This window comes from Shewanella sp., assembly GCF_013214165.1.
Taxonomy (GTDB): Bacteria; Pseudomonadota; Gammaproteobacteria; order Enterobacterales; family Shewanellaceae; genus Shewanella.
Map to the genome: position 1 here is coordinate 1 of NZ_JABSSM010000036.1, position 26,716 is coordinate 26,716.

Below are 26,716 nucleotides of genomic sequence, written 5' to 3' on the forward strand. Positions count from 1 at the left end.
CTTGCTGCGCTCTGTAGGGCGTAGCCCGTTCTGGCAGCGGCTTGCCGCGTTCTGTGAGGCGCTTTTCAGCCGTTCTCTAGTGACGAAGTCACGTCCTAGCAGCTTGGCTACGGAACGTTCGCGGGCTCACTCAGAGGACGCCAACACGTTGGCTACGAGACAAGAGCAAAATCTTTTCCTAGCAGCAGCTTGCTGCGCTCTGTAGGGCGTAGCCCGTTCTGGCAGCGGCTTGCCGCGTTCTGTGAGGCGCTTTTCAGCCGTTCTCTAGTGACGAAGTCACGTCCTCGCTTTCTTGGTTTTCTAGCAGCGGCTTGCCGCGTTCTGTAGGGCGCAGCCCGTTCCTAGCAGCAGCTTGCTGCGTTCTCGCAGGCCGTAGGCCGATCTCGCAGTGACGAAGTCACGTCCTAGTAATCGTGTAGAAGCAAGCAGGGATCGCAATGCGATCCCTGAAACTGACTGGTTCAAGTGTTAAGCGAGGCTGATTACTCTACATCTTCCCACTCGATACCCATCTGATCCATCAAGCGTTTCACTTCCGCTGGGATGGTATCAGGCTTATCTTTAGACAAGTCATCGTCGTTAGGCAGAGGCTGCCCCGTGTATGCGTGCAAGAATGCCTCACAAAGCAATTCACTATTGGTGGCATGACGCAGGTTATTCACTTGGCGGCGCGTGCGCTCATCGGTGAGAACCTTAAGTACCTTCAAGGGAATAGAAACAGTAATTTTCTTTACTTGTTCATTCTTCTTGCCGTGTTCAGCATATGGGCTGATATAATCGCCATTCCACTCAGTCATTGACTCACCTGTATATTCAAAATTCGGGGCAGATTTTAACCCTTTAAATTGTGCAGTCAAATTATTGCCTCTTATTTATGACAATTGCAAATAGATTTCTGTATGTTTAGACGTCTAAACGTCTATATTTGGTTGACGCTAGGCGTTCCCTTAGGTACATTTAGACGTCCAGACATCTCTTTCCCAGTTTTTGTTAGGCAGAAGGTGTTCAGTAAATAGTTTAGGAGTAGTAGATGACCGAGCGTAAGTTAGCCACAATTGCAGTGCGTCAAGGGATTGAGTCCGATACTCAATATGGTGCTGTGGTGCCCCCCATCTACTTGTCGACTAATTACTCCTTCGATGGGCATAAGAACCCCAGAGACTATGACTATAGTCGTTCGGGTAATCCGACTCGTTCTATTCTAGGTGATGCTATCGCCGCTCTGGAAAAAGGTGCCACAGGCGTGGTGACTTGTACCGGTATGGCAGCGATCACCTTGGTGACTAGCCTGCTTGGCCCTGATGACCTGCTGGTCGTCCCCCATGACTGTTATGGCGGCAGTTATCGTCTGTTTACTAACTTAGCCAAGAAGGGAGCCTTTAAACTTGCTGTGGTCGATCAGACCGACAGCGCTGCACTCGAAGCTGCCATTGCTCAGAAGCCTAAGATGGTCTGGCTGGAAACACCATCGAATCCGCTACTGCGTGTCGTCGATATCGAAGCCATTTCCAAGGCGAGTCATCTGGTCGATGCCTTAGTCGTGGTTGATAATACGTTTCTGTCGCCGATTTTGCAGCAACCCTTGCTGCTCGGCGCCGATATCGTCATTCATTCGACCACTAAGTACATCAATGGCCATAGCGACGTAGTCGGTGGTGCCGTCGTCGCCAAAGATGCCGAGCTCGGTGAGTTATTGCATTGGTGGTCTAATACCTTGGGCCTAACAGGATCGGCCTTCGATAGTTACTTGACCCTACGCGGTATTCGCACCTTGGCGGTTCGTATGCGTGAGCATCAGGCCAATGCCCAGCGAGTGTTAGCGGTATTAACGGCCAGCGAGGCGGTCGATAAGGTCTATTATCCGGGCCTGAGTGATCACCCGGGTCATAAGATCGCAGCGAAACAACAGCGGGGCTTCGGTGCCATGCTGAGTTTCGAGCTCAAGGGCGGAGAAACTCAGCTGGTCGCTTTTCTTGACAAACTTTCTGTGTTTTCTCTGGCAGAAAGTTTAGGTGGGGTAGAGAGTTTAGTCGCCGTTCCTGCGACAATGACCCACAGAGCTATGGAGCCAGAGGCTCGAGCAGAAGCCGGGGTAAAAGATACCCTAATCCGTCTTTCAGTGGGTATCGAAGATGCCGATGATTTAGTTGCCGATATTGAAGCTGGACTCGCAGCAGCGGCGACTTGTTAATCTCGGTAGATAGGAGTTAAAGATGGCGCGTTGTCATTTGCACAAATTTGGTGGTTCTAGCTTAGCGGATGCAGATTGCTATCGCCGTGTGGCTCATATCCTTCTCACTCACGGCAACAGCGACGATCTCGTCGTGGTATCGGCCGCGGGTAAGAGCACCAATTTTCTTTATAAATTACTGCAACTCAAAGACACAGGTCAGCTATGGCAAGAAGAGCTGCAGGTGTTGATCAGCTTTCAACAGAATTTAATTGAGCAGCTGCTTTCTAATGAGCAGGCCAGAAGCCTGAGAGAGCGCTTGTCTATCGACAAGTATCAGCTCATTAGCCTGTTTTCTCTAGAGGCGTTAAACGAATATAAAAGAAGCGAAGTGGTGAGCTTCGGTGAGCGTTGGTCCGCGCGTCTCTTGGCAGCCTTACTCAGAGAGTCCGGCGTCGCGGCATCGGATATCGACTCCAGAAGTTTGCTGTTAGCCGATGAAGGAGGCGTGCCGCAGATCAGGCTCGATGAGTCCCGAGTACGTGTTCAGCAAGCCCTAGATGACCATGCCAACCAAAGATTAATTATCACCGGGTTTATCTGCGCCAACAGACGTGGAGAAACCTTGTTACTCGGGCGTAACGGCTCAGATTATAGTGCCACCCTGATTGCCAGCTTAGCCGATATCGAGCGCGTCACCATCTGGACAGATGTGGAAGGTGTGTTTAATGCCGATCCAAACATGATTAACGATGCCAAGCTACTCAAGAGCCTGTCGTTAGATGAAGCTAACCGTTTAGCGCATCTGGGTTCACCTGTGCTGCATAACCGTTCCTTACAACCCCTATTCGATACTCAAGTGAGCCTGGCTGTTCGTTCTAGCTATGCCTCGCATACCGATTTCACCCTGATCGCACCCAAGAGCTCTCAAGCCAGTGCTCCTGTGGTGACTAACTTGTCCAGTGTCTCCCTGTTTAGTTTCAGGATAACTAGTGACATCGCTCATCTGGCCGAGTCATTGGAAGGTGCGGGCCTGGTTCCTTTAGCCCATTGGCAGTTGGCTCATAATCGAGTCGAGTTGGCCTTTACTCTCGAGAATCAGCAACAAGTTCAATCCATACTGGAGACAGATGGGCTGGGGATCTCTGAGTTACATTTGCGAGAAGACTTGGGGCTAGTCGCCTTGGTCAGCGCCGATGCCGGCCTTTATCACCGTGGCTTCGCTCGCCTGTTGAACCGGGATGCCAGGCCACTGTTTAAAGATGGCTTGAGTCTGGTGACCCTAGTGCCGACGTCACAAGTGAACCTGCTGACTCAAAAAGTGCATCGTCGCTGCGCCGGCCCCCGTAAACGCATCGGTGTGCTGCTGCTTGGGGTGGGAAATATAGGTGAAGCTTGGGTGGATCTATTCAGTCGTGCTCGAGTCGCACTCAATAAAGAGCTAGAAGCTAGCGTGGAGCTGGTGGGATTACTCAGCTCTAAGAAGGCCTTGTTAAAAGAGGAGGGGATAGCGCTCGATTCCTGGAAACAGGATTTTGAGCAGCAAGCCACCCCCTGGCTCTATGACCATATGTTTGAGCAGCTGCAAGCGCTGAAATGCGACGAGCTCATCGCCTTGGATATCAGCGCCAGCTTAGAGTTAACCTTGCAATACCCTGAGTTCTTCTCACGAGGTATTCATGTGGTTAGCGCTAACAAGCTGGCGGGTTCTGGCCCCTTGGCTTTCTATCGAGAGCTAAAGCTACAGCTGGGTAATCGCAGGCTATTCTGGCGCTACAACGCCAGTTGTGGTGCGGGGTTACCCGTACAGCATGCATTGAACGACCTGCATAACAGTGGTGACACTATCGAAGCCGTTGGTGGCATATTCTCTGGCACCTTGTGCTGGTTATTCGAGAAATATGACGCTAAGAAGCCATTTTCAGCGCTGGTGTTGGAGGCGAAAGGCTTAGGCATTACCGAGCCAGATCCCCGCGATGATCTGTCCGGTCGCGACATGCAGCGAAAATTGTTGATCTTGGCCCGTGAGATTGGCCACGAGATTGAACTGGAAGATATTGAGCTCAATTCATTAGTGCCAGCAGACTTAGCCGATATTCCATTGGAACAGTTTTTAGCCCGTATCGATGAGCTAGATCATGAGATGCTACAGCAGTTCCAGGCAGCGGCTGAGCAGAATAAGGTCTTGAGATATGTTGCCGGACTCGATGTTGTTGATGGCCAGCTTAAGGCGGCTGTTGGCATGGAGTGGGTCGATACTCAGCATGCCTATGCCAATCTGACCCCAGGCGATAATGTGTTTGTTATCCGCAGCGCCTTCTATCAAGATAACCCTCTGATCATCAGAGGACCTGGTGCCGGCCGTGAAGTGACTGCAGCAGCTGTGCAATCAGATCTGGCGCAAATTTGCCGGGATCTGGTGCAAGAATAATAGTTCCGAGAGCGCTGCGCTCCGAGAGCGTTCGCGGGCTCACTCAGAGGACGCCAACAAGTTGGCTACGGAACGTTCGCGGGCTCACTCAGAGAACGCCAACGAGTTGGCTACGGAACGTTCGCGGGCTCACTCAGAGAACGCCAACGAGTTGGCTACGGAACGTTCGCGGGCTCACTCAGAGAACGCCAACGAGTTGGCTGCTAGGGCGCTTCGCTGCTAGAGCGTTCGCAAGCTCACTGCTAGAACGCCAACGAGTTGGCTACGGAACGTTCGCGGGCTCACTCAGAGAACGCCAACACGTTGGCTGCTAGGGCGCTGCGCTTCGAGAGCGTTCGCAAGCTCACTGCTAGAACGCCAACGAGTTGGCTACGAGACAAGATCAAAATCTTTTCCTAGCAGCAGCTTGCTGCGTTCTAGCAGGGCGCAGCCCGCTCTCGCAGTGACGAAGTCACGTTCTAGCAGCTTGGCTACGAGAGCGTTCGCTGGCTCACTGCTAGAGCGCTGCGCTACGAGAGCGTTCGCAAGCTCACTGCTAGAACGCCAACAAGTTGGCTACGGAACGTTCGCAGGGTGAATATGGTGAAGCCATTAGCTCATGAACGAGAGTCATGGATGGCGAACTGGCCTTGTAAAAGGATTTACACTCACTGCTAGGACGCCAACAAGTTGGCTGCTAGGGCGCTTCGCTGCTAGAGCGTTCGCAAGCTCACTGCTAGAACGCCAACAAGTTGGCTACGGAACGTTCGCGGGCTCACTCAGAGAACGCCAACAAGTTGGCTGCTAGAGCGCTTCGCTGCTAGAGCGTTCGCAGGGTGAATATGGTGAAGCCATTAGCTCATGAACGAGAGTCATGGATGGCGAACTGGCCTTGTAAAAGGATTTACACTCACTGCTAGGACGCCAACAAGTTGGCTACGAGACAAGATCTAAAGATTTTTATAGCAGCGGCTTGCCGCGTTCTAGCAGGCCGTAGGCCGCTCTCGCAGTGACGAAGTCACGTCCTAGCAGCGGCTTGCTGCGTTCTGTAGGGCGCAGCCCGTTCTAGCAGCAGCTTGCTGCGTTCTGTAGGGCGCAGCCCGTTCCTAGCAGCAGCTTGCTGCGTTCTGTAGGGCGTAGCCCGTTCCTAGCAGCGGCTTTGCCGCGTTCTGTAGGGCGTAGCCCGTTCTAGCAGCAGCTTGCTGCGTTCTGTAGGGCGTAGCCCGTTCTAGCAGCAGCTTGCTGCGTTCTGTAGGGCGCAGCCCGTTCCTAGCAGCAGCTTGCTGCGCTCTCGCAGTGACGAAGTCACGTCCTGGCAGCGGCTTGCCGCGTTCTGTAGGGCGTAGCCCGTTCCTAGCAGCGGCTTGCCGCGTTCTCGTTCTATCTTATTTGAATTTAGTACTTCATTTGCTATTGACTTAATACTCAGCTCCACTACTATGGATATCTAGACGTCCAAACGTCTAGATGGTTTTGTGTTTTTCAGTTAAGTAGCAGTAGAGGGAATAGGAATGGGTTTTCATCACGCACAACATTCAACATCACTAAATCAGAGCTTGTCTGAGCTTAAGGGTGATATTAACGTTTCTTTCGAGTTCTTCCCTCCTGCAACACCAGAGATGGAAAAAATCCTCTGGAATTCTATTCGCCGTCTCGAGCCATTGAAACCTAAGTTTGTGTCTGTGACTTATGGTGCCAACTCTGGTGTTCGTGACCGCACCCATGGTGTTATTGACCGTATTCAGCGAGAGACTGATCTGGTTGCAGCACCTCATTTGACTCTAGTCGATGCCAGTGATGAGGAGCTTAAAGAGCTGGCTAAACATTATTGGCAATCAGGTATCAGGGACATAGTGGCACTGCGTGGGGATCTCCCCGATGGCAGTCCTAAGCCAACCCGTTTTGCCAATGACTTGGTGCGTCTACTGCGCTCTGTCGCCGATTTTGATATCTCGGTGGCGGCTTATCCAGAAGTTCATCCGGATGCAAGCAATGCTCAGGCTGATCTGATCAATCTTAAGAAGAAGATAGATGCCGGGGCAAACCGTGCCATCACTCAGTTCTTCTTCGATGTCGAGTCCTACCTCAGGTTTCGTGACCGCTGTGTCGCCGCCGGTATCGATGCCGAAATCGTTCCAGGCATACTGCCGGTGACTAACTTTAAGCAGCTTAAGCGTTTTGCTGGCATGACTAATGTCTCTATTCCCGGTTGGTTACATAAGCAGTTTGAAGGCTTAGATGACGATCCCGCTACCCGTCAGATGGTAGGTGCTAACGTGGCCATCGACATGGTGAAGGTCTTGTCTCGTGAAGGCGTTAAAGACTTCCATTTCTATACCCTTAATCGTGCGGAACTGACCTATGCAATCTGCCATACATTAGGCGTACGTCCTGGGAAATAAGTGTTATCTTGTGTGTTAATGCTGTAAGTAAGTATGAGATATACGAGGGATTATGCCGGTTACAAATCAATTTAGGGCGAGTTGTCACTGTGGCGACGTCGAACTTAAATTAACCTTACCCCAAGGTTTAGTCGATCCTCGCAGATGTGATTGCTCCATGTGTAGGCGACGCGGGGCGATTGTTGCTTCTGTGGCGTTAGCCGATCTTGAGGTCGTGAAGGGGCAGGAAGTCTTGAGTCTCTATCAATTCAATACCCATAGTGCGAAACATTATTTTTGCTCAACATGTGGAATTTACACCCATCACCAGAGACGTTCTAATCCCCACCTGTATGCGTTTAACCTGGCTTGCTTAGAGGGGGATGACCCTTTTCAACTTCATAAACTATTGCGAGAAGGCGTAACACTATATGATGGCGTTAATCATCCTGCCGATCGGCTCACTAGTTTATCTAAAGTAGATATTGATGAATAAGCATGACGTAACTCAAGACCTTTGCCCGCTCTGTCAACAAAGCAACACTTGTGCAGTAGAGTCTGGGGAGCCGATAGATGCTTGCTGGTGTACTCGAGTCACTTTCCCGCCAAAAAATGCCATGCTAGGCGCTATGCCTGCTTCTAGCTCCTGTATCTGTGAAGCCTGCATAGATAAATTAAATCAACAAGTCGAACTAGGTATCAAACGTCTGGATTAGCTGTGCTTATCTCTGAGGAAATCTAATTAAGCCTAAATTGTAGCGTCTCTAAGCCCCAGTCAGACAGCAGGACATCTCTGATACGAGCGCTATCGCTTTGTTATCCAATGCATAGGCATTAGATAACCATTTGTCTGCTTTTTCGATATCTTGAGTGACTAGAGTGCCATTTAGGTAAACTAATCTGGCTTACGCGTGTTTTGGTGAATCGATGCAACGACCCAAGAGAGTGCCAAGTTAACGCTAACGCAAATTTCAGCTTTAGCAGTACGGCACCCATTGTCAGTTTAGGTCTGTGGCCTGACATGTTGAGCAGCGATAATCTAGATACCTTGTCGCTGTCAGGTATTGGCGTGAACAATGTTTTTGTGCTGTTACTGTAGGTATTCCCCCATCCTATCAAACCGTTGAATCTCCATAATCGTTTAAAATGACAAGCCAAATTATTAAGTCAACTCGAGTTGTTTCTCTGTCGATAACTGTTCTTCTAACCAGTTGACGGCGGTTTTATTGCCATCATTGATGCCGGAAAATAGGCGTATATTCAACTCATCGACCTTGCGTCTCTGACTGAATTCTGGCGGGAGGTGTGCTTCATTATCATCGTAGAAAACGACGGCGGTTGCCCTTAAGTTTTCTTGTGATGCCATGCAAAGTTGAGCTTCGAATGAATAGCTGTAGCTGTGTCGTTTATTGACCAATAAGGCATAGTCATGGTTAAAAATTTGACTCATGTATTCATCAAATTCGCCTAACATCTCTAGCGTGACCTCGACTCCAGGCTCAATAGTCACTTGAGCAATATTGTTAGTCAGTAGTTCGACCGAACAACCAAAATTAAATTTATGCATGTTTTCTTCCTTGTATTATTATTTTAATAACGCCATTGAAGCTTAGTATAAAATAGTTACGCCTGTAAAATGTGAGCGGTTACATTTATGTTAAGCAAGCACTCTGGTCTTTGATCTATCGCGAAATAAAATTTAGGTGACTTGAGTGCTTATCTATAATTCAATGTATTAGAGCCATCGGAGAGGGAATAAGTTCGTAGGTTAATGATAATTAATCTATTCGAGCTCAATTAGAAACAGCCTAATTTAAGCTCGATGTCAGCCAGTCTAATGCTTTCTTCGTGCCTAGTTGTGTGGCTGGAAAGCTTTTTATCTTAATGTTATCCATCTTACGTTTCTTATCGAATTGTGGCGGGATCTGCTCTTGGTGTAAATTATGATATAAGACGGCTATAGCCTTCTGTTTCTCTAGCGATGCCAGGCATAATTGCGCCTCGTAAGTGTAGCTATATGAGTTTTTTTTGTTGACCAGGAGTGCAAAGGAGCCTGAATAGTATGTATTCAGATAAGTATCTAGTTCCTCAACCATCTCTATGGTGAGCTCAATGTCAGGATCTACAATCACTTCGGCAATACTTTTCTGTAGATGGTTTATCGTGCAGCCAAAACTGAGTCTAGGCATCTGCGTCACCCTTTATTTTTATATTGGTCATGTTCAATATAGTGTATTAATGTCATTGGGTAAATTGACGTGATCGGCGGTAATGCTTGCTAGTATGTATCTTGCGTCGTCGACCAAGGCTTAGGGACTTAAAATGGAAAACGTTATGAATATTGCCAACAAAGAAGAATCCCATTTAACCCACTAGGTAAACTTATCGTCGCCCAGAATGAAGATCAGCAAGCGTATTTACAAAGTTTGCTGCTGAGGGGGAGCATCAATGGTGTTGACGATCTTGTATGGCAATCTCGACGAGAGCTGCATCGATTTTCATCTGAGTTAAAGGCGTCAGTCGGGCTCCTCTCGCCATCGACCGGCATCATAGATAGCCACAGTTACATGCAGAGCCTGCTAGCTGAGGCCGAATCCAATGGCGCCATGTTTGCGGCTAACACTCAATTTATAGGGGCCGAGCCCACAGATAAAGGATTTAACCTTAGCCTGGATATTGAAGGTGAAGTCATGTCGCTACAGAGTCGCTACCTTATCAATAGTGCGGGCTTATACTCTACTGATGTGGCTCAGAACATTGACGGAGTTGGGAGGGCAAGTATTCCTGAGCTCCATTGGTGTAAAGGCCATTATTTTTCTTATGGGGGCAAGAGTCCATTTTCAAGACTTGTCTATCCAGTCCCAGAGACAAATATCACCGGGCTTGGGATCCATGCGACCCTAGACATGGGCAGACAACTGAAATTTGGCCCTGATACCCAGTACATATCTCGCTCGACAACCCCAGACTACAGCATAGATTCAAACTTGAAACCTAGGTTCCTCGAGGCAATAAGGCGATATTTCCCAGACATAGATGCGAATAAGCTTCGGCCTAGTTACTCGGGAGTACGACCTAAGCTTCAAGGGCCTAACGCTGGTTTTGCAGATTTCCGCATTGATGGCTGTAAGGCACACGGCATACAGGGCTTAATTAACCTGTTTGGTATCGAGTCTCCAGGACTCACCGCCAGCTTGGCAATAGCGAAATATGTAGAAGCATTACTGGCAGAGGAAAAATAAACCAGGAGTTGGGACTCTAGCTCGGTGAAAGTGGCGCACTTTTGAAAAAGTGTTTGCGGCAATGTTGGATTGGTGAAAATTGTACTAGATTTATAGTGGAGTTCTATTATGGACAAGGTTATTGTTGGCTTGAGGTGTTCATATGCGTAACGTCAGAATAGACTGGTATAGGTTACTTGGTTATAGCTTACTTTTTTTACTTTTTTCCCTAATTGTGACCATAGGATTTGTCTTTTCACTAACCGGTGAGTTAAATCAGTTAACACAAATTGATGTTCAAATATCGGGTATTGAGTTGGCTTTTTCTTTGGCAATGTTAGTCTGCATCCCTTTATTGCTGATCCGTTTCGCATTTTTTTTCTATCGTATGCTAATGCGAGGGCGTAGACATGGCATCGGCATCATCTGTTATCAAAATCTGTTTAATCCATTCAATTTTCTTCTTTTTCCAAGTTTGCTCAACCCTGATGGCCTAGAGTCACGAAGGCGTTGTATCGTCAGCGTCTTACTACTACTCATACTATATGTTGTCGTGTTTTTCGATAGCGTTATCAAGCCTATGCTTTTAGCGGGATTTTCTGGCTAGTTTCACTTTTTTGCTAGCAAAAAACAAAAAAGTTAGTCATGACGAACGCTTTAGCGGGAAAAAAGTTTCTCGAGCAAGTAAGAAACTTTTGAGACTCATCAATTCTTTTCAACAGGCTATCCTTGAGTCTAGTAGCCACCTTTCTCGGTTCATCTTCTATATGCTTTAATTTCCATAATAGCTTGTGATAGTAGATCACCTGCTTACGCTTTAGGGTGAGTTTGCCAGTGGGATCACTGGAGAGGCTCTTGAGATAAAATGACAGTGTTCTTCTGCCCCTTACTCGTCGGGGAAAATTATCTAGATCTAGCCTGCCGTGTACAAAATCTAATACCGTCTCTTTTAATATGCCGAGATCTCTTAACGTTCTACCTATTCTATGGCCGACACCTGAGATTTTGAGTCTTTGCACTTCACCGCTAAACCGTTCCATGTGGAGGCGATCAGGCTTCAATAGGGGGTCATAGATGATGGTCAAGGGTGTCTTGCAGCCACTGGCGTCATTGTTGTCCCCTGAGTATTGGCTTGTCTTATCGGCTTTGATAACTTTCGGATCCCAAGGCGCTAACAAAGGTGAGTAAGTGCTCAGAGGCATCATTAATAGGGCTCTATCTAATCCAAGGGCATTGGCATGTAATGATACTGCAAAGCCACCTCGACTGATCCCGTAGCCTATTTTCTCAGGAAATATGGCAAGGGATGCTCCCAGTTGCTCGATAAAATGTTGCAGAGCTACCGAACGGAAGTATTCATCTTGCTGGGTATGGAAAAATGAGATGACGTTTATCTGCTGTTGTTTGAAAAAATCAAAACCCCAGAGTACTTCATCTGTCTCTAATTCAGTTATCCATTCTGAGCCGGGAGGGAAGGTTATCACTACTGGAGTATCTTTATTTATGAGTCGGTATTGCACAATGACATCGCCAATACGCAGACGGACATCTTGATTAAATTTTAACAACATATGCCTACCTGTGATGATTAAGCGAAGGGGATAAACCTGAGCCTAAAATGTTCGTCCTGTATCTTTGGTTGGCATTGTATTTTTAATTTTTGCTTAAGATCACATAAATATCAGGGAGTGTGAGCTAGGTCTCGGTTTTGCATTGTCATGTTAACTGATTGTATTTTATTTGTTTTATTTGTTTTTGTGATGCTTAAGTGGGGTGGGGTATGTGTGGTGTCGGCGTGGTTGTCATGCTTGATTTTTAGTATTTAGTGTTATTAAGCCCCTGACTGGCAACACTTGTCTCTGGTGGTACTTACTAAAAGTAAGCCATAAAAAAAGGAGCCCAAGGCTCCTTTTCATTGATATTTTCACTTAGCGTCTATGCGCCTGTGAATCATCTTAGATTAGCTCTCTTTAGGAGCGCCACCTTTACGATGGGGTTTTCTGTCACCGGAGGATGATGGGCGACGATCGCTAGCATCTCTGCGTGGGCGACGTGGTGGACGGCTATCTCCACCTGAAGGAAGCTCGGCACCTTCGGCTTCACGAATGTTCAGAGGTCTACCACATACACGTACTTTTCTAAGGTGTTGCAGTACATCTGCTGGCATTCCGGCAGGCAGATCGATGGCTGTTATTTGATCGAATAACTGAATTTGACCAATGTAACGGCTGTCGATGTTAGCTTCGTTCGCGACGGCACCGACTATATTACCTACACCAACGCCATTGTCACGGCCAACATCAATGATGTAACGACACATCTTAACGTCTGGACTGTCTTTAAGTGCGTCAGCTGTACCTAAGTTGCTAGGAGTCGGGCGTGAATCACGACGTGGACGCTCGCTACGCTCACCACGAGAACCGCGGTCACCACGATCATTACGGTCACGAGAGTTACGATCATCTCGGCTATCACGTTGACGTTCGTGAATCGCTGGTAACTGTAGAGGACGGTCTTTCTGTACTTGCTGAAGCAGAGCGGCGGCAAGAATATCTGTATCGACTTCTAGCTCTTGACATAGCTTTGCTACTGCACCCTTCATGAAGTCCAAAGAGTCTTTAGCGATAACCTCGGCAACTTGCTCACCTAAGCGAGAAAGACGACGTTCAGTTACTGTCTCAGGGCTCGGGACGTCCATCGGAGAGATGCGGCTCTTAGTTGCACGTTCGATAGTGCGTAGCATGCGCATTTCTCTGTGTGTAACGAAAAGAATTGCCATACCTGTACGGCCTGCACGACCTGTACGACCAATACGGTGAACGTAAGCTTCAGTATCATATGGGATATCGTAGTTAACTACGTGTCCTATACGCTCAACGTCAAGGCCACGAGCTGCGACGTCTGTTGCAATAATGATGTCTAACTTACCGCGTTTAAGCAGATCAATTGCACGCTCACGTGCTTGTTGATTCATATCACCGTGTAGAGGTGATGATGCGTAACCGCGAGCTTCTAATTTTTCAGCCAGTTCGACACAACTGTTACGAGTACGAACGAAGATGATAATACCTTCGGTCTTCTCAACTTCTAAAACACGTACCAGTGCTTCAAGTTTGTTGTGTTGTGAGACCTGCACGAAGCGCTGTTCGATGGTGTCAACAGTAGCTGTAGTAGCAGCAATCTTAACGTGAACAGGCTCGGTCAAATATTTATTAGCGACACGCTTGATTTGCTCTGGCATAGTGGCAGAGAAAAGAGCGAGTTGACGTTGCTTAGGCGTATGCTCAAGGATCCATTCGATATCGTCGATGAAGCCCATTTTAAGCATCTCATCGGCTTCGTCGAGGACCATAGCTTTTAGTGAATCAAGTTTTAGTGTGCCGCGACGCATGTGGTCCATAACACGACCAGGCGTACCAACGATGACCTGAGGGCCACGTCTTAGGGCGTTTAGCTGCTGTTGCATGCTCTGACCGCCGTAAATTGGCAGTACATGTAAGCCTTTAACAAATTTAGCGTAGGTAGCGAACGCTTCGGCAACTTGCACGGCAAGTTCACGAGTCGGTGCTAAGACTAAAATCTGCGGAGCATTAATTGAAGGGTCTATGGTGCTAAGTAGTGGCAGTGCGAAAGCACCCGTTTTACCTGTACCAGTCTGCGCCTGACCTAGTATGTCTTTACCCGCCATAAGAGGGATGATACTTGCGGCTTGAATCGGGGTTGGCTTCTCATAGCCAAGCTCGTCAAGAGAACGCAAAAGAGGCTCGGCAAGACCGAGTTCGCGGAAAGTTAGTTCATTGGATGACATGGGTTGTAACCTTGTGGAATAGCAGAGTGCTCGTAAAGCACATAGGTTTATAGACAGAAAATCAACCCCGTGTCGACTTCCCGCACCGAATAACGTATCAGTAAGCCGAATATTATAGCAGGGTGCAATTGGTATTACCAATTAAAGATGGTGTTTTAGCCCGTATAATCGATAGTTTCCTAGCAAATATCAAGCCAATTAATGAGTTAAGGAGTGAGATATTTAATTTCTATTAGTGATTTTCAGGTTTATTCTAACGTTAAACTGTCGATAATCAGCAGTTGATAGGCAGATTCGCTTACAGCAGCCAGAAATTTAAGATCTATTTTTTCTACAGTATCACCGCTCTGGTGATAATCATTGTGAGGCGGGACTCCAAAGTAGAGCCAGGGGATCCCGGCCTTATGTAGAGGATAGTGATCAGAGGCCCTCAGCCAGTCTATTTTCTGGACACTCCTAGCCAGGGGGCGGGCATGTTTGGCCTTGATACACAGGCCCGTGGTGTCGGTCAATGTCTGCTTTATCTCATCAAAATGGGAGAAACCCCGCCGGCCTTCGAGATAAATAACATAGGAGCGACCGGGACGGCCAACCATATCCAAGTTGATGGCTAACTCTATCTGTTTTATTTGTGGGATGGCATTTAGTTGTTTGAGTTGTTCGACTAAGGCATAGCTACCAAAGAGGCCTGGTTCTTCGGCATCGGTGGCGACAAATAAGGTGTTGACTGGCGCTTGGGGTTGCACTTGGGGTTGCACTTGGCGTGGAGCTGAATCTATTGGATTGTGTTCGATTTTGTTGTGTTTTGCAATTTGGCTGGCGACTTGTAAAAGAGCCGCGACCCCGGAGGCGTTATCGTCTGCTCCCGGGTACATTTTACGTCCTTTCATGCCTAAGTGATCGTAATGAGCGAGAATGACCCGCCATTTGTCTGTGGGCTCGGCGGCATAGAAGGCGCCGACCATATTGACCCCCTGACGTTCACCTAAGTTATATTGGTATGTAAATGGGACTGAATATTCACCTTTCCATGGGGTAAGCCCTATTTCATCATATCGGTTGGCGATATATTGTCTAGTTAACTCGGCCCCTAAGGTACCGGTTTTTCTTCCCTCTAATTTCGGTGAGGTGAGCTTGGCGATATCGGCGTGAAGCTGGTCTGTGTAGACCCATTCGGCAGCGAGCTGAGTCTTGCATGAGGCGTAGGAAAAGTGTGAGTGAGTACAGCCTGAGATGAGCTGGCTAGTTAACAGCAGAGTGACGAGCATAGCTAATTGCTGAAATTTCAGCTTAGCAGTCGTTAGCTTATTAAATCGATGAGGAGTTGGATCCATCCCGTTCCTTTTATGGCTGCCAGTTGTTTTATCTAACTTAACCCTATTTAAGCAGAGATACACTCGGTTTACCTGTCGAATCGGATAATGCTGGGGGGCTGGTGTCATTGTTTGCATCCAAGAAGCAAACAATGTGGTCAATATTCATTCGAAGCCTAGCAAACTTTGCGGCATAAACGAATGGCTAGCTCAAACGTAGAGTGACCCCAAAAACCTCAATCGAAGAGAGAAGAACAGCACTGTAGTTGTGGCTGCGAGCTTCCAAGGCAGGGCGAAGTATCAATGCAGCTATGACCTTAAACAAAATAGCCAATACCAAGGCAGCCAGATCCCCGCCCACAAGCATTGCCGGAATGACGATAAAAATAAGCCAAGGTCAAAATGTAATCTGACTTCATTAGGAGTCGAATTACAGATTATCTCGCTAAAATGTGCTCTAGAAATTGGCTAAATATGACCCGTTAATTTCCATGTTTGTATAAAGTTATCAATATAATAAGCTAGATTTAGTGAGCCGGACCAAGCCATATCGACTCGGTCCGGCACTTATATTTACAAGTATGATCACCCTTAGGTTTAGGTCAACTTGTCATCATCCTTGCAGCAGAGGCTTAAGAAAACGTGCCGTATGGGACTCGGTATGCTGAGCGACCTCTTCCGGGGTACCGCTGACCAGGATAGTTCCACCTCCGGCGCCGCCTTCGGGTCCTAAGTCGATGATCCAGTCGGCAGTCTTGATGACGTCCAAGTTGTGTTCGATCACCACTATGGTGTTGCCATGGGATTTTAGTCTATGCAAGACGTCCAGCAGTAGCTGAATATCGGCGAAGTGCAGTCCGGTTGTCGGCTCATCGAGAATATATAGGGTCTTGCCCGTGTCTCTTTTCGATAGCTCCTTGGCAAGCTTGACGCGTTGGGCTTCACCGCCCGATAGCGTAGTCGCACTCTGACCTAGGCCAATGTAAGACAGACCGACTTCCATCAACATCTGCAGTTTGCGGGAGATGGCGGGCACCGCATCGAAGAAACCACGCGCCTCCTCGACAGTCATAGACAAGACTTCGTGAATGTTTTTACCCTTGTATTTTACCTCTAGCGTTTCACGGTTATAGCGCTGGCTCTTACAGTCGTCACAGGGGACATAAACATCCGGCAGGAAATGCATCTCAACTTTAATCAGACCATCGCCCTGACAGGCTTCACAGCGGCCGCCCTTGACGTTGAAAGAGAAACGTCCCGGCTTATAGCCTCGTGTGCGCGACTCTTGAGTCGCGGCAAACAGCTCACGTATCGGGGTGAAAATACCCGTATAGGTGGCCGGATTAGATCTGGGCGTTCGACCGATAGGGCTCTGATCGATATCGACCACCTTATCGCAGTGATCCATGCCCTCGATACGCTTATAAGGGGAGGGTTCATCTACCGTGGCACCATTGAGTTGTCTGTGGGCTATCTTGTAGAAGGTGTCGTTTATCAGTGTCGACTTGCCGGAACCCGATACGCCGGTGACACAGGTGAACAGGCCGACGGGAATGGTTAAATCCACATCCTGAAGGTTGTTGCCACTGGCCCCGAATAGCTCAATCACCTTGTCGGCGTCGTAAGCGACGCGTGCTTCAGTGATATGGATTTTTTTGGCACCAGACAGATATTGGCCGGTGATCGACGCCTCACAGTCGAGAATATCTTGCAGGGTGCCATCACAGATCACCTCGCCGCCGTGGATCCCGGCTCCCGGGCCGATATCGATAACGTGATCGGCCATCTTGATCGCATCTTCGTCGTGTTCGACCACGATCACCGTGTTACCCAAGTCTCTTAGGTGAACTAAGGTTTGCAGCAAGCGCTCATTATCTCTCTGGTGTAGGCCAATAGAGGGTTCGTCGAGTACATACATGACACCGACCAGACCGGCGCCAATCTGGCTGGCGAGTCTTATTCTCTGGGCCTCTCCACCGGATAATGTCTCCGCCGAACGGGATAGACTCAGATAATTGAGCCCCACGTTGACCAGGAAGCCGAGTCTGTTGCGCACTTCCTTGAGGATCTTCTCTGCTATCTGACCCTTCTGCCCCGGTAGCTCTAGACTGCTGAAGTAGTCCATGGCCTCGCCGATAGACCACTCGGTCAGTACTGGCAGGTTAAGATCCTTGATAAATACGTTTCTTGCCTCTTCTCGCAGACGAGAGCCACCACAGCTTTGACAGGACTGAGTATTGATGAACTTAGCCAGCTCTTCACGAACGGCATTTGACTCGGTTTCACGGTAACGACGATCCATGTTGTTGAGAATGCCTTCGAAAGGGTGGTTACGTACCACTACATCCCCTCGGTCATTGATGTACTTGAAGGAAATGGTTTCCTTGCCGGAACCGTATAACACCAGTTTGCGTACGTCATCAGTGAGTTGCTGGTAGGGCTTCTCAATATCAAATTTATAGTGTTCGGCTAATGAACTGAGCATCTGAAAATAATAGAAGTTACGTCTATCCCAGCCACGAATAGCACCGCCAGCGAGGGACAGTTCAGAATTCAATACCACTCGGTCAGCATCGAAAAATTGCTGCACACCTAAGCCATCACAGGTACCGCAGGCGCCAGCCGGATTATTGAAGGAGAATATTCTCGGCTCCAACTCGGCCATGGAATACCCACAGTGTGGGCAGGCGAAATTTGCTGAAAACAAGAGTTCTTCTGTGTGGCCTTCTTGGTCATTATCCATAGAGGCGACAGTCGCAATACCACCGGAGAGCTCGAGTGTGGTTTCGAATGACTCGGCCAGGCGCTGCTTAATATCGTCTCGTACCTTGAAGCGGTCGACCACGACTTCTATGGTGTGCTTCACATGTAACTCTAATTCTGGAGGATCGGTCAGATCGCAGACCTCCCCGTCGATACGGGCACGAATAAACCCTTGAGCCGCCAGGCTTTCGAGAAGTTTGACATGCTCGCCCTTGCGATTGTTGACCACAGGGGCCAGTAACATTTGGCGGCTACCTTCGGGCAACTCTATGACCTTATCGACCATCTGGCTGACGGTCTGTGCGGCGAGCGGTTGGCCATGGGTCGGGCAACGGGGCTCACCGACACGGGCAAACAGCAATCGCAGATAGTCGTAGATCTCCGTGATAGTGCCTACGGTAGATCTGGGGTTGTGAGATGTGGATTTTTGCTCGATGGATATAGCTGGGCTGAGACCTTCAATCAGATCGACATCAGGCTTTTCCATCAGGCTTAAAAATTGGCGCGCATAGGCGGAGAGAGATTCGACATAGCGTCTCTGGCCTTCGGCATACAAGGTATCGAAGGCTAGGGATGATTTTCCTGAGCCTGAAAGTCCGGTGATCACAATCAACTTATTTCTGGGTATCGTTAAGTCGATGTTTTTTAGATTGTGGGTGCGGGCACCACGTACTTCAATCTTGTCCATCTGTCTCTCTATGCCGAATAAAAAAGAGATCGATTATCGCATAAAAAATGATAAAAGCGGAATTGCTTTAACGCTTGGTTACAAGAGCGTTCGCGGGCTCACTCAGAGGACGCCAACGAGTTGGCTGCTAGGGAGCTGCGCTGCTAGAGCGTTCGCGGGCTCACTGCTGGAACGCCAACGAGTTGGCTACGGAACGTTCGCGGGGTGAATATGGTGAAGCCATTAGCTCATGAACGAGAGTCATGGATGACGAACTGGCCTTGTAAAAGGATTTACACTCACTCAGAGGACGCCAACACGTTGGCTGCTAGGGAGCTGCGCTGCTAGAGCGTTCGCAAGCTCACTGCTGGAACGCCAACGAGTTGGCTACGGAACGTTCGCAGGGTGAATATGGTGAAGCCATTAGCTCATGAACGAGAGTCATGGATGACGAACTGGCCTTGTAAAAGGATTTACACTCACTCAGAGGACGCCAACGAGTTGGCTACGAGACAAGAGCAAAATCTTTTCCTAGCAGCAGCTTGCTGCGTTCTAGCAGGGCGCAGCCCGCTCTCGCAGTGACGAAGTCACGTTCTAGCAGCGGCTTGCCGCGTTCTGTAGGGCGTAGCCCGTTCTCGCAGTGACGAAGTCACGTTCTAGCAGCGGCTTGCCGCGTTCTGTAGGGCGTAGCCCGTTCCTAGCAGCAGCTTGCTGCGCTCTCGCAGGCCGTAGCCCGCTCTCGCAGTGACGAAGTCACGTTCTAGCAGCGGCTTGCCGCGTTCTGTAGGGCGTAGCCCGTTCCTAGCAGCAGCTTGCTGCGCTCTCGCAGTGACGAAGTCACGTTCTAGCAGCGGCTTGCCGCGTTCTGTAGGGCGCAGCCCGTTCTGGCAGCAGCTTGCTGCGTTCTAGCAGGGCGCAGCCCGCTCTCGCAGTGACGAAGTCACGTTCTGGCAGCGGCTTTGCCGCGTTCTGTAGGGCGTAGCCCGTTCCTAGCTGCAGCTTTGCTGTGACTAGGTCACATTTTCGTAATTTCGATGCCACATTCAGTTAGCTGCTTTGCGCTTATAAACGGCTTCGTGATAACATGCGCGACTTATTTTATGGTTTCAGATCAGGGCGGTATATGGCCAATAACGGACTCTCAAAGACTGAGACAAAAGTCGCGTTTTCATTAGCTGGTGTATTTGGTTTGCGTATGATGGGCTTGTTCATGATCATGCCTGTGTTTGCGCTATACGGGCAACATCTCGAGGGATTTTCACCGCTATGGGTGGGGATAGCCATAGGTGCATATGGTCTGACTCAAGCCGCGCTGCAGATCCCTATGGGGATCCTATCGGATAAGTTTGGCCGTAAACCCATCATCCTCATCGGTTTGGTCGTGTTCGCTATCGGTAGCTTGGTCGCCGCCAATGCCGACACGATTTATGGCGTCGTCGCCGGTCGGGCCATACAGGGCATGGGGGCAATTGCCGCAGCCGTGCTCGCTTTGGCCGCGGATTTAACCCGGGATGAGCAGCGCACTAAGGTGATGGCGATCATCGGCATGTGTATAGGTTTCTCCTTCGCACTGTCGTTATTGGTCGGGCCAATTGCTGCCCAGTATGTTGGTTTATCGGGCTTGTTCGCCTTGACGGCGTGTCTGGCGGTGCTCGGCATGTTGATCGTGCAGTTTCTGGTGCCTACTCCCATCACCCATGCGCCGAAAGGTGACACTGTGGCGACGCCTACCAAGTTAAAGGCCATGATCACCGACCCGCAACTATTCAGACTCGATGCCGGAATATTTATTCTACACCTAGTACTGACGGCAGTATTTGTGGCCTTGCCACTGGATCTGGTCGATGCGGGCTTAGTGAAAGAGAAGCACTGGATGCTCTATTTCCCGGCATTTATCGGTGCCTTCTTGCTGATGGTGCCGTTGATCGTTATCGGGGTGAAGAAGAAAAATACTAAGGCCACGTTTCAGGCATCTCTGTTGATCATGATGTTGGCCTTAGCCTTGATGGCGCTGTTTACCAACAACCTAATGGTATTGAGTATTGCCGTGGTGCTATTTTTTACCGGTTTTAACTACCTAGAAGCCTCATTGCCGAGTTTGATCGCCAAGTTTTGTCCGGTGGGTGATAAAGGCTCTGCCATGGGGGTTTACTCTACCAGTCAATTTCTCGGTGCCTTCTGTGGTGGCTTACTCGGTGGCGGTGCATATCAATTATTGGGCGCCGTCGGGGTATTTACGGTCGCTCTGTGCTTGATGGCTGTCTGGTTGTTATTGACCTTAGGCATGGAAAATCCCGTGTTACTCAAGAGCTATACCCTTGAAGCAGCAGTAGAAGGTAAAGAACAGGCTAGGGCTATGGCAAGTGAGTTGTCGCAATTAACCGGCGTGGCCGAGGCGATAGTAGTCTTAGAAGAGAGAGTCGCATATTTAAAAGTTGATGAGCATTTCGATTTAAGAGAAGCGCGAGCTGTGTTAGGCTCTGTCAGCTAACTCGCCTGTTCGGATATGGTGTTTCGAAGCGGGCGTAAAACTTATAGTAATTAGTAAAAATATCTCAGGAGATTTCAATGGCCAGTCGTGGTGTCAATAAGGTAATTTTGGTCGGTAACTTAGGGAAAGACCCTGAAGTTCGTTACATGCCAAATGGCAATGCCGTAGCCAACTTTACAGTGGCGACGAGTGAGTCTTGGAAAGACCAACAAGGTCAACAACAAGAGCGCACCGAGTGGCACAATATCGTCATGTATCGTCGCTTAGCTGAAGTTGCTGGCGAGTACCTGAAGAAGGGTTCAAAAGTTTATATCGAAGGTAAATTGCAGACCAGTAAGTGGCAAGACCAAGCGACCGGTCAAGACCGTTATAAGACTGAGATCAATGCTCACGAGATGCAGATGCTCGATAGCCGTGGTCAAGGTGGCGGACAGCAAGGTGGCTATGGTCAGCAGCAAGGTCAGCAGCAAGGTCAGCAACAACAGTCTGGTGGTTACCAGCAGGCGCCTCAACAGCAGCGTCAGCAGGCTCCTCAGCAACAAGCCTCTCAACAAAGCGGTTATGGTCAACAGCAACAGGCTGCGCCACAACAGCAGGCTCCAGCTTATGCGGCCAAGCCTCAACAAGGTGCCCAGCAAGGAGCTCAACAAGGTGCCCAGCAAGGAGCTCAACAAGGTGCCCAGCAAGGAGCTCAACAAGCGCCAAAGCCTGCGGAGACTAAACCTGCTGCTCCACAGCAACGCCCAGCGCCTCAGCCACAACAGGCCGCGCCGCAACAGAATTTCACACCGGATCTCGATGACGGTTGGGATGATGATATCCCGTTCTAGGCTTACTAAGGAGTATGTTCAAATATACTCCCTATGCATGACTCAGGAACCTCGCTACGGCGGGGTTTTTTTATGCGCCTTATTCGAGGGATGGGGCTCGAGACCGTGAGAGCCGGCTAGATCTCTGTGTCCCCTTATTAATGCTTTTTACCTATGTATTACTAGCCAAAAGTATTACTCCCTTCTTCTAGTTTTGCGCTTGAACCAGGCTTTAATCCATTTTGCTCATCGTAAGTGTCGGTTTTGCTGTTACTGTGGACAGGTTCATGTCTGTCACTATAACAATATAAGGAAATCGCCCGTCGGCGCTGGATTCGGCATATGTAAAAGCCTACTAAGCCTAGGGGGATGACTGAGTGTATGGTAAAAAAACTGATGTTAATTTTTCTCTTACTGAGTCTTGTCTGGCCTGTGATGGCTAAAGAGGACGACATAGAGATTAGCGGTCTAGTGATCGATAGAACCTTGACGCGCTTTGGAAAAGATTTTGGTTTCTACTATTCAGGTTATTGGAGGGATCTCCCTTTTACCCAGGGATTTAATGTCACTCTATACGAAACTGTCTTCCCACAATCTGGGACACAGCTCACCTTAGAGGTCAATGGAACGGCTATCTATAGGACCCATTTTGGACGCCGAGCTAACCCTATTAAGGAGAGAGCGGAGCAGGCCATTCTACTCACCATAGACTACATGGCTAAAATCAGAGCAAATGCGATAACAGGTGAATTTGCCGATACCTCAGATGGTTACTAGCAAGCTAGTAACCAAGATGATTAGGAATAAGAATAATGAATTACAGGATGTTATTTATGGGGGCCGCGCTATCTGCCGCAAGTCTGGTGGCAAACCAGACTCAAGCCACCGAATTAGTTTATACCCCAATCAACCCCAGTTTTGGCGGTTCGCCTCTCAATGGCTCATATCTGCTCAATAAAGCCAATATACAGAATGATCATACGGCAGATAGTGCAGAGAAAGATTTCGTCACTCGTTTTAAGGAATCACTGGAGCGTAATATTCTCAACACTGTTACCCGAGGTGTGGCAAATGGTGAGATCAGCGACGGCATTTATGATACCGGAGATTTTCGCATCGAGGTCGCCACTATTGGCGGTGGAGTCATGTTGACGATCACTAACCTGTTAACGGGTGAAGTGACTGTGATAGAAATGCCCACTTATGGAGGCTAAATAATGAAGACGTTAATTTCTTGTTGTGGCCTACTATTACTCTCGGCTTGTAGTCTAATTCCTAAACCCGAGCTCAATGTTACCCAGGCTGAGATTAATCCTGTGAGTCAAACCATGCGTGATCTACAGGCAAAACCTGGGCCTAAATACCCTATACCGGTCGCCGTTTATTCCTTCAGGGATCAGACTGGACAATATAAGCCTCAGCAAAATGTCAGCTCTTTCTCGACGGCGGTGACCCAAGGGGCGACCTCTATGCTGATCCAGACTCTGCTAGAGTCTAAGTGGTTCACGCCGGTGGAGCGAGAGGGGCTGCAAAATCTGCTTACTGAGCGGAAGATAAGCAAGAAGCAGCCGATGAAGTCGAAAGATTCTAAAGTGCAGCCACTGACCAATGCGCGCCTGCTGCTTGAGGGGGGGATCATCAGTTACGAGTCCAACATCAGCACTGGTGGTGCCGGGGTCGAATATTATGGCATCGGTGCTTCCGAGATGTATCGGGAAGATCAGGTGACCATCTATCTCAGAGCCGTGGACGTACACACTGGCAAGGTGATGATGTCGGTATCGACCACTAAGCGAGTCTTCTCCCAGGAGATGCGTGCTGGTTTGATCCGTTTTACCAGCTTAAATCGTCTGGCCGAAGCCGAAATAGGTTTCACCACCAATGAGCCGGTGCAGTTCTGTGTGCTGCAGGCAATAGAGCTAGCGGTGGCTGAGATCATAGAGAAAGGGATCGAGCAGGGATATTGGAATCAATATGTGCCAGCCGAGAAGACCTAACTTGGCTGCGAGAACGCTGCGCTGCTAGAGCGTTCGCAAGCTCACTGCTAGAACGCCAACGAGTTGGCTACGGAACGTTCGCGGGCTCACTCAGAGAACGCCAACACGTTGGCTGCTAGGGCGCTGCGCTGCTAGAGCGTTCGCAAGCTCACTGCTAGAACGCCAACGAGTTGGCTACGGAACGTTCGCAAGCTCACTCAGAGAACGCCAACGAGTTGGCTGCTAGAGCGCTGCGCTTCGAGAGCGTTCGCAAGCTCACTCAGAGAACGCCAACGAGTTGGCTACGAGACAAGATCAAAATCTTTTCCTAGCAGCAGCTTGCTGCGTTCTAGCAGGGCGCAGCCCGCTCTCGCAGTGACGAAGTCACGTTCTAGCAGCTTGGCTACGAGAGCGTTCGCTGGCTCACAGCTAGAGCGCTGCGCTTCGAGAGCGTTCGCAAGCTCACTCAGAGAACGCCAACGAGTTGGCTACGAGACAAGATCAAAATCTTTTCCTAGCAGCTTGCTGCGTTCTGTAGGGCGCAGCCCGTTCTCGCAGTGACGAAGTCACGTTCTAGCAGCTTGGCTACGAGAGCGTTCGCTGGCTCACTGCTAGAGCGCTGCGCTTCGAGAGCGTTCGCTGGCTCACTGCTAGAACGCCAACGAGTTGGCTACGGAACGTTCGCGGGCTCACTCAGAGAACGCCAACACGTTGGCTGCTAGGGCGCTGCGCTTCGAGAGCGTTCGCAAGCTCACTGCTAGAACGCCAACGAGTTGGCTACGGAACGTTCGCAAGCTCACTCAGAGAACGCCAACGAGTTGGCTACGAGACAAGATCAAAATCTTTTCCTAGCAGCTTGCTGCGTTCTGTAGGGCGCAGCCCGTTCCTAGCAGCAGCTTGCTGCGTTCTAGCAGGGCGCAGCCCGCTCTCGCAGTGACGAAGTCACGTTCTAGCAGCGGCTTTGCCGCGTTCTGTAGGGCGCAGCCCGTTCCTAGCAGCAGCTTTGCTGCGTTCTGTAGGGCGGAGCCCGTTCTGGCAGCGGCTTGCCGCGTTCTGTGAGGCGCTTTTCAGCCGTTCTCTAGTGACGAAGTCACGTCCTCGCTTTCTTGGTTTTTTAGCAGCAGTTTGCTGCGTTCTAACGACAGAGAAAAGGGAGCCTAGGCTCCCTTTCTAATCCAGTTAAGGTTAACTAGCCTTAGTTCTGAATGACGACTGCCGAGTTGAAGTCACCAGTCTGAGTCACAGATATGCTGTTACCCATACCCGTTTGAGAGCCTGTGACTAAGTTATCGTTACCGTTTTGGGCGACCATCAGGCTGTTACCCATGCCTTCGACCATAAACGCAGATTCATCTTCACCACCAAACCAGTTACCGTTACCAGTTTGAGTGACCATGACGCTGTTCTCTTCACCCATGATGATCAGGTCGATAAGGTTAAGGTCGCCATTTTGAGTCGCTTCGATATCAGTGTTATCGAGACCAACAATGGTGATCGCCACTTCGTTTTCGTTGCCATCTTGGTCGATGTCAACTTCGTTATCGTTACCCTGAAGATCGGCATAGGCGAAGTTGGTGTTGCCATCTTGATGAACTTCGATGTCATTGTCTTCGCCATTGGCAAAGGCTGTAATTTCGTTGTTGTTGCCGTCTGAACTCATGTCGATGTCGTTGTCATCGCCATAGGCTCCGAAGGTAGCAAGGTTAGTGTCGCCTTCCTGATCGAGGTCGATATCGTTGTCGTTGCCCCAAACCTGAAATTCGGTGCTGTTGTTGTTACCTTCCTGTTCTAGGTCGATATTGTTATCACCGCCCTGGATATCTGCGATTAACGTGTCGCCTATGGTGTTATTGTCGCCAGTTTGGGTGATCTCAACATCATTATCATCACCCGTGGTAAGGGCAAGGTAAGCCGTGTTGCTGTTGCCTTCCTGGCTAATCTCTATTTCATTGTCTGCTCCCGTTAGCGAGTAGACAAAACCTGTGTTGCTATTGCCTTCTTGGGACACTAAGAAGTTGTTGTTATCGCCAGCGACACCCTTGATGGCACCAAAGTTATCGTCGCCTTCCTGATAGACTTCAATGTCGTTGTTGTTGCCCTGGTTTGCTGTGATATCCAGCGACACCATGCCACCCACGTTGTTATCACCATATTGAGTGATATCACCATCGTTGTCATTGCCTTCGACACGGAATACGCCGTAGTTTCCGCTACCTTCCTGGACCAGGATAGCTGAGTTAGTGTCGCCTAATAGCTCAACGACAGATTCGTTCTGGCTGCCGTCTTGAACCATATCGACAAAGTTGTCATTGCCTGAGATAGCTGCACTGGCTTGGTTCCAGTCGTCAGCTTGTTCCACCAAAGCCTCGTTGTTATCGCCGTTGATATCGATAGTGGCGGCATGCCAATCTGCGACCTGGTTGACTTCGACATCGTTGCCTTGCCCCTTCGAGTCGACATATACTTCTGCCCACCAGCCATCTTGAACGATTGTGGCTGTCTGCCCATCACCTTCTTGATTGAGAATCGTTGTATGCTCCTCACCCGTTTGAGTGACATAGGTTTCCTGGCCGACCACATCGCCAGCGGTGACAAGAGTCTGAGTCACTGTGGTACTGTTTAGTGAGTCTGCTAAGGCAGAGGAGCTCATTCCGAGTCCTGCGGCGATTGCTAAAGCTATGATAGATTTTGTTTGTGTTCTCATGTG

At 49.2% G+C, this 26,716-nt stretch carries 20 protein-coding genes and 1 pseudogene; 12 read left to right on the forward strand and 9 right to left on the reverse strand.

The window, feature by feature from the left end; genetic code table 11:
- Positions 1–482 precede the first annotated feature (482 nt).
- Positions 483–797 carry a met regulon transcriptional regulator MetJ gene (gene metJ, locus HRU42_RS11945; RefSeq protein ID WP_005500679.1) on the reverse strand — a complete coding sequence of 105 codons (315 nt, stop codon included), beginning with the start codon at positions 795–797 and terminating at the stop codon, positions 483–485.
- A gap of 233 nt (positions 798–1,030) precedes the next feature.
- On the opposite strand from metJ, the gene metB reads away from it, so the two are divergent.
- The 5 genes from metB to HRU42_RS11970 all read left to right on the forward strand — a co-directional run bounded on the left by metB (position 1,031) and on the right by HRU42_RS11970 (position 7,677).
- The gene (metB, locus tag HRU42_RS11950) at positions 1,031–2,191 is read left to right on the forward strand and encodes a cystathionine gamma-synthase (protein ID WP_295031421.1); all 1,161 of its coding nucleotides are present in this window, start codon (positions 1,031–1,033) and stop codon (positions 2,189–2,191) included.
- Positions 2,192–2,213: 22 nt separating this feature from the next.
- On the forward strand, positions 2,214–4,601 hold the full coding sequence (locus HRU42_RS11955; protein WP_295031422.1) for a bifunctional aspartate kinase/homoserine dehydrogenase II: 2,388 nt from the start codon (positions 2,214–2,216) through the stop codon (positions 4,599–4,601).
- 1,490 nt (positions 4,602–6,091) lie between these two features.
- Positions 6,092–6,982, forward strand: coding sequence for a methylenetetrahydrofolate reductase (gene metF / locus HRU42_RS11960; RefSeq protein ID WP_295031424.1), 891 nt, complete (start codon positions 6,092–6,094; stop codon positions 6,980–6,982).
- A gap of 52 nt (positions 6,983–7,034) precedes the next feature.
- Positions 7,035–7,457 (forward strand): GFA family protein, encoded by a 423-nt coding sequence (locus tag HRU42_RS11965; RefSeq protein ID WP_295031425.1) that lies wholly within the window; start codon positions 7,035–7,037, stop codon positions 7,455–7,457.
- Positions 7,450–7,677 (forward strand): cysteine-rich CWC family protein, encoded by a 228-nt coding sequence (locus HRU42_RS11970; RefSeq protein WP_295031426.1) that lies wholly within the window; start codon positions 7,450–7,452, stop codon positions 7,675–7,677. The genes HRU42_RS11965 and HRU42_RS11970 overlap by 8 nt, the downstream gene beginning before the upstream one ends.
- 446 nt (positions 7,678–8,123) lie before the next feature.
- Here HRU42_RS11970 and HRU42_RS11975 read toward each other — a convergent pair whose 3' ends face one another.
- Positions 8,124–8,528: a hypothetical protein gene (locus tag HRU42_RS11975; RefSeq protein ID WP_295031428.1), complete on the reverse strand. Its 405-nt coding sequence runs from the start codon at positions 8,526–8,528 to the stop codon at positions 8,124–8,126.
- Between the two features lie 241 nt (positions 8,529–8,769).
- The gene (locus tag HRU42_RS11980) at positions 8,770–9,150 is read right to left on the reverse strand and encodes a hypothetical protein (protein ID WP_295031430.1); all 381 of its coding nucleotides are present in this window, start codon (positions 9,148–9,150) and stop codon (positions 8,770–8,772) included.
- A 159-nt stretch (positions 9,151–9,309) separates the two neighbouring features.
- Between HRU42_RS11980 and HRU42_RS11985 the strand changes: the two are divergent.
- A pseudogene (locus tag HRU42_RS11985) lies at positions 9,310–10,203 on the forward strand (NAD(P)/FAD-dependent oxidoreductase); the annotation flags it as partial.
- A 142-nt stretch (positions 10,204–10,345) separates the two neighbouring features.
- On the forward strand, positions 10,346–10,789 hold the full coding sequence (locus HRU42_RS11990) for a hypothetical protein (protein WP_295031432.1): 444 nt from the start codon (positions 10,346–10,348) through the stop codon (positions 10,787–10,789).
- A 13-nt stretch (positions 10,790–10,802) separates the two neighbouring features.
- Here HRU42_RS11990 and HRU42_RS11995 read toward each other — a convergent pair whose 3' ends face one another.
- The 5 genes from HRU42_RS11995 to HRU42_RS12015 all read right to left on the reverse strand — a co-directional run bounded on the left by HRU42_RS11995 (position 10,803) and on the right by HRU42_RS12015 (position 19,774).
- Positions 10,803–11,753, reverse strand: a complete 951-nt coding sequence (locus HRU42_RS11995; RefSeq protein WP_295031433.1) for a hypothetical protein — start codon at positions 11,751–11,753, stop codon at positions 10,803–10,805.
- 389 nt (positions 11,754–12,142) lie between these two features.
- Complete coding sequence (locus HRU42_RS12000; protein WP_295031434.1) at positions 12,143–13,990, reverse strand: DEAD/DEAH box helicase; 1,848 nt, start codon at positions 13,988–13,990, stop codon at positions 12,143–12,145.
- A gap of 248 nt (positions 13,991–14,238) precedes the next feature.
- Entirely contained in the window at positions 14,239–15,324 is a 1,086-nt protein-coding gene (locus HRU42_RS12005; protein WP_295031436.1) for a M28 family peptidase, read from the reverse strand.
- Between the two features lie 592 nt (positions 15,325–15,916).
- Positions 15,917–18,754, reverse strand: a complete 2,838-nt coding sequence (uvrA, locus tag HRU42_RS12010) for an excinuclease ABC subunit UvrA (RefSeq protein WP_295031437.1) — start codon at positions 18,752–18,754, stop codon at positions 15,917–15,919.
- Between the two features lie 816 nt (positions 18,755–19,570).
- On the reverse strand, positions 19,571–19,774 hold the full coding sequence (locus HRU42_RS12015) for a hypothetical protein (RefSeq protein ID WP_295031439.1): 204 nt from the start codon (positions 19,772–19,774) through the stop codon (positions 19,571–19,573).
- 82 nt (positions 19,775–19,856) lie between these two features.
- Here HRU42_RS12015 and HRU42_RS12020 point away from each other — a divergent pair, with 82 nt between their 5' ends.
- From HRU42_RS12020 to HRU42_RS12040, 5 genes are all read left to right on the forward strand, one after another.
- Positions 19,857–21,224 (forward strand): MFS transporter, encoded by a 1,368-nt coding sequence (locus HRU42_RS12020; RefSeq protein WP_295031441.1) that lies wholly within the window; start codon positions 19,857–19,859, stop codon positions 21,222–21,224.
- A 77-nt stretch (positions 21,225–21,301) separates the two neighbouring features.
- Positions 21,302–22,054, forward strand: a complete 753-nt coding sequence (locus tag HRU42_RS12025) for a single-stranded DNA-binding protein (protein WP_295031442.1) — start codon at positions 21,302–21,304, stop codon at positions 22,052–22,054.
- 375 nt (positions 22,055–22,429) lie between these two features.
- Entirely contained in the window at positions 22,430–22,810 is a 381-nt protein-coding gene (locus HRU42_RS12030) for a curli production assembly/transport protein CsgE (RefSeq protein ID WP_295031475.1), read from the forward strand.
- A gap of 47 nt (positions 22,811–22,857) precedes the next feature.
- Positions 22,858–23,247 carry a curli assembly protein CsgF gene (locus tag HRU42_RS12035; protein ID WP_295031477.1) on the forward strand — a complete coding sequence of 130 codons (390 nt, stop codon included), beginning with the start codon at positions 22,858–22,860 and terminating at the stop codon, positions 23,245–23,247.
- Positions 23,248–23,250: 3 nt separating this feature from the next.
- Positions 23,251–24,030, forward strand: a complete 780-nt coding sequence (locus HRU42_RS12040; RefSeq protein ID WP_295031444.1) for a CsgG/HfaB family protein — start codon at positions 23,251–23,253, stop codon at positions 24,028–24,030.
- Positions 24,031–25,204: 1,174 nt separating this feature from the next.
- Here the strand turns inward: HRU42_RS12040 and HRU42_RS12045 are convergent.
- Positions 25,205–26,713, reverse strand: a complete 1,509-nt coding sequence (locus tag HRU42_RS12045) for a curlin (protein WP_295031445.1) — start codon at positions 26,711–26,713, stop codon at positions 25,205–25,207.
- Between the last annotated feature and the right edge of the window lie 3 nt (positions 26,714–26,716).

Bases quoted from the DNA above. Each gene is read 5' to 3' on its own strand.
- metJ (WP_005500679.1), bottom strand. From the start codon at position 797: ATGACTGAGTGGAATGGCGATTATATCAGCCCATATGCTGAACACGGC.
- metB (WP_295031421.1), top strand. From the start codon at position 1,031: ATGACCGAGCGTAAGTTAGCCACAATTGCAGTGCGTCAAGGGATTGAG.
- HRU42_RS11955 (WP_295031422.1), top strand. From the start codon at position 2,214: ATGGCGCGTTGTCATTTGCACAAATTTGGTGGTTCTAGCTTAGCGGAT.
- metF (WP_295031424.1), top strand. From the start codon at position 6,092: ATGGGTTTTCATCACGCACAACATTCAACATCACTAAATCAGAGCTTG.
- HRU42_RS11965 (WP_295031425.1), top strand. From the start codon at position 7,035: ATGCCGGTTACAAATCAATTTAGGGCGAGTTGTCACTGTGGCGACGTC.
- HRU42_RS11970 (WP_295031426.1), top strand. From the start codon at position 7,450: ATGAATAAGCATGACGTAACTCAAGACCTTTGCCCGCTCTGTCAACAA.
- HRU42_RS11975 (WP_295031428.1), bottom strand. From the start codon at position 8,528: ATGCATAAATTTAATTTTGGTTGTTCGGTCGAACTACTGACTAACAAT.
- HRU42_RS11980 (WP_295031430.1), bottom strand. From the start codon at position 9,150: ATGCCTAGACTCAGTTTTGGCTGCACGATAAACCATCTACAGAAAAGT.
- HRU42_RS11990 (WP_295031432.1), top strand. From the start codon at position 10,346: ATGCGTAACGTCAGAATAGACTGGTATAGGTTACTTGGTTATAGCTTA.
- HRU42_RS11995 (WP_295031433.1), bottom strand. From the start codon at position 11,753: ATGTTGTTAAAATTTAATCAAGATGTCCGTCTGCGTATTGGCGATGTC.
- HRU42_RS12000 (WP_295031434.1), bottom strand. From the start codon at position 13,990: ATGTCATCCAATGAACTAACTTTCCGCGAACTCGGTCTTGCCGAGCCT.
- HRU42_RS12005 (WP_295031436.1), bottom strand. From the start codon at position 15,324: ATGGATCCAACTCCTCATCGATTTAATAAGCTAACGACTGCTAAGCTG.
- uvrA (WP_295031437.1), bottom strand. From the start codon at position 18,754: ATGGACAAGATTGAAGTACGTGGTGCCCGCACCCACAATCTAAAAAAC.
- HRU42_RS12020 (WP_295031441.1), top strand. From the start codon at position 19,857: ATGGCCAATAACGGACTCTCAAAGACTGAGACAAAAGTCGCGTTTTCA.
- HRU42_RS12025 (WP_295031442.1), top strand. From the start codon at position 21,302: ATGGCCAGTCGTGGTGTCAATAAGGTAATTTTGGTCGGTAACTTAGGG.
- HRU42_RS12030 (WP_295031475.1), top strand. From the start codon at position 22,430: ATGTTAATTTTTCTCTTACTGAGTCTTGTCTGGCCTGTGATGGCTAAA.
- HRU42_RS12035 (WP_295031477.1), top strand. From the start codon at position 22,858: ATGTTATTTATGGGGGCCGCGCTATCTGCCGCAAGTCTGGTGGCAAAC.
- HRU42_RS12040 (WP_295031444.1), top strand. From the start codon at position 23,251: ATGAAGACGTTAATTTCTTGTTGTGGCCTACTATTACTCTCGGCTTGT.
- HRU42_RS12045 (WP_295031445.1), bottom strand. From the start codon at position 26,713: ATGAGAACACAAACAAAATCTATCATAGCTTTAGCAATCGCCGCAGGA.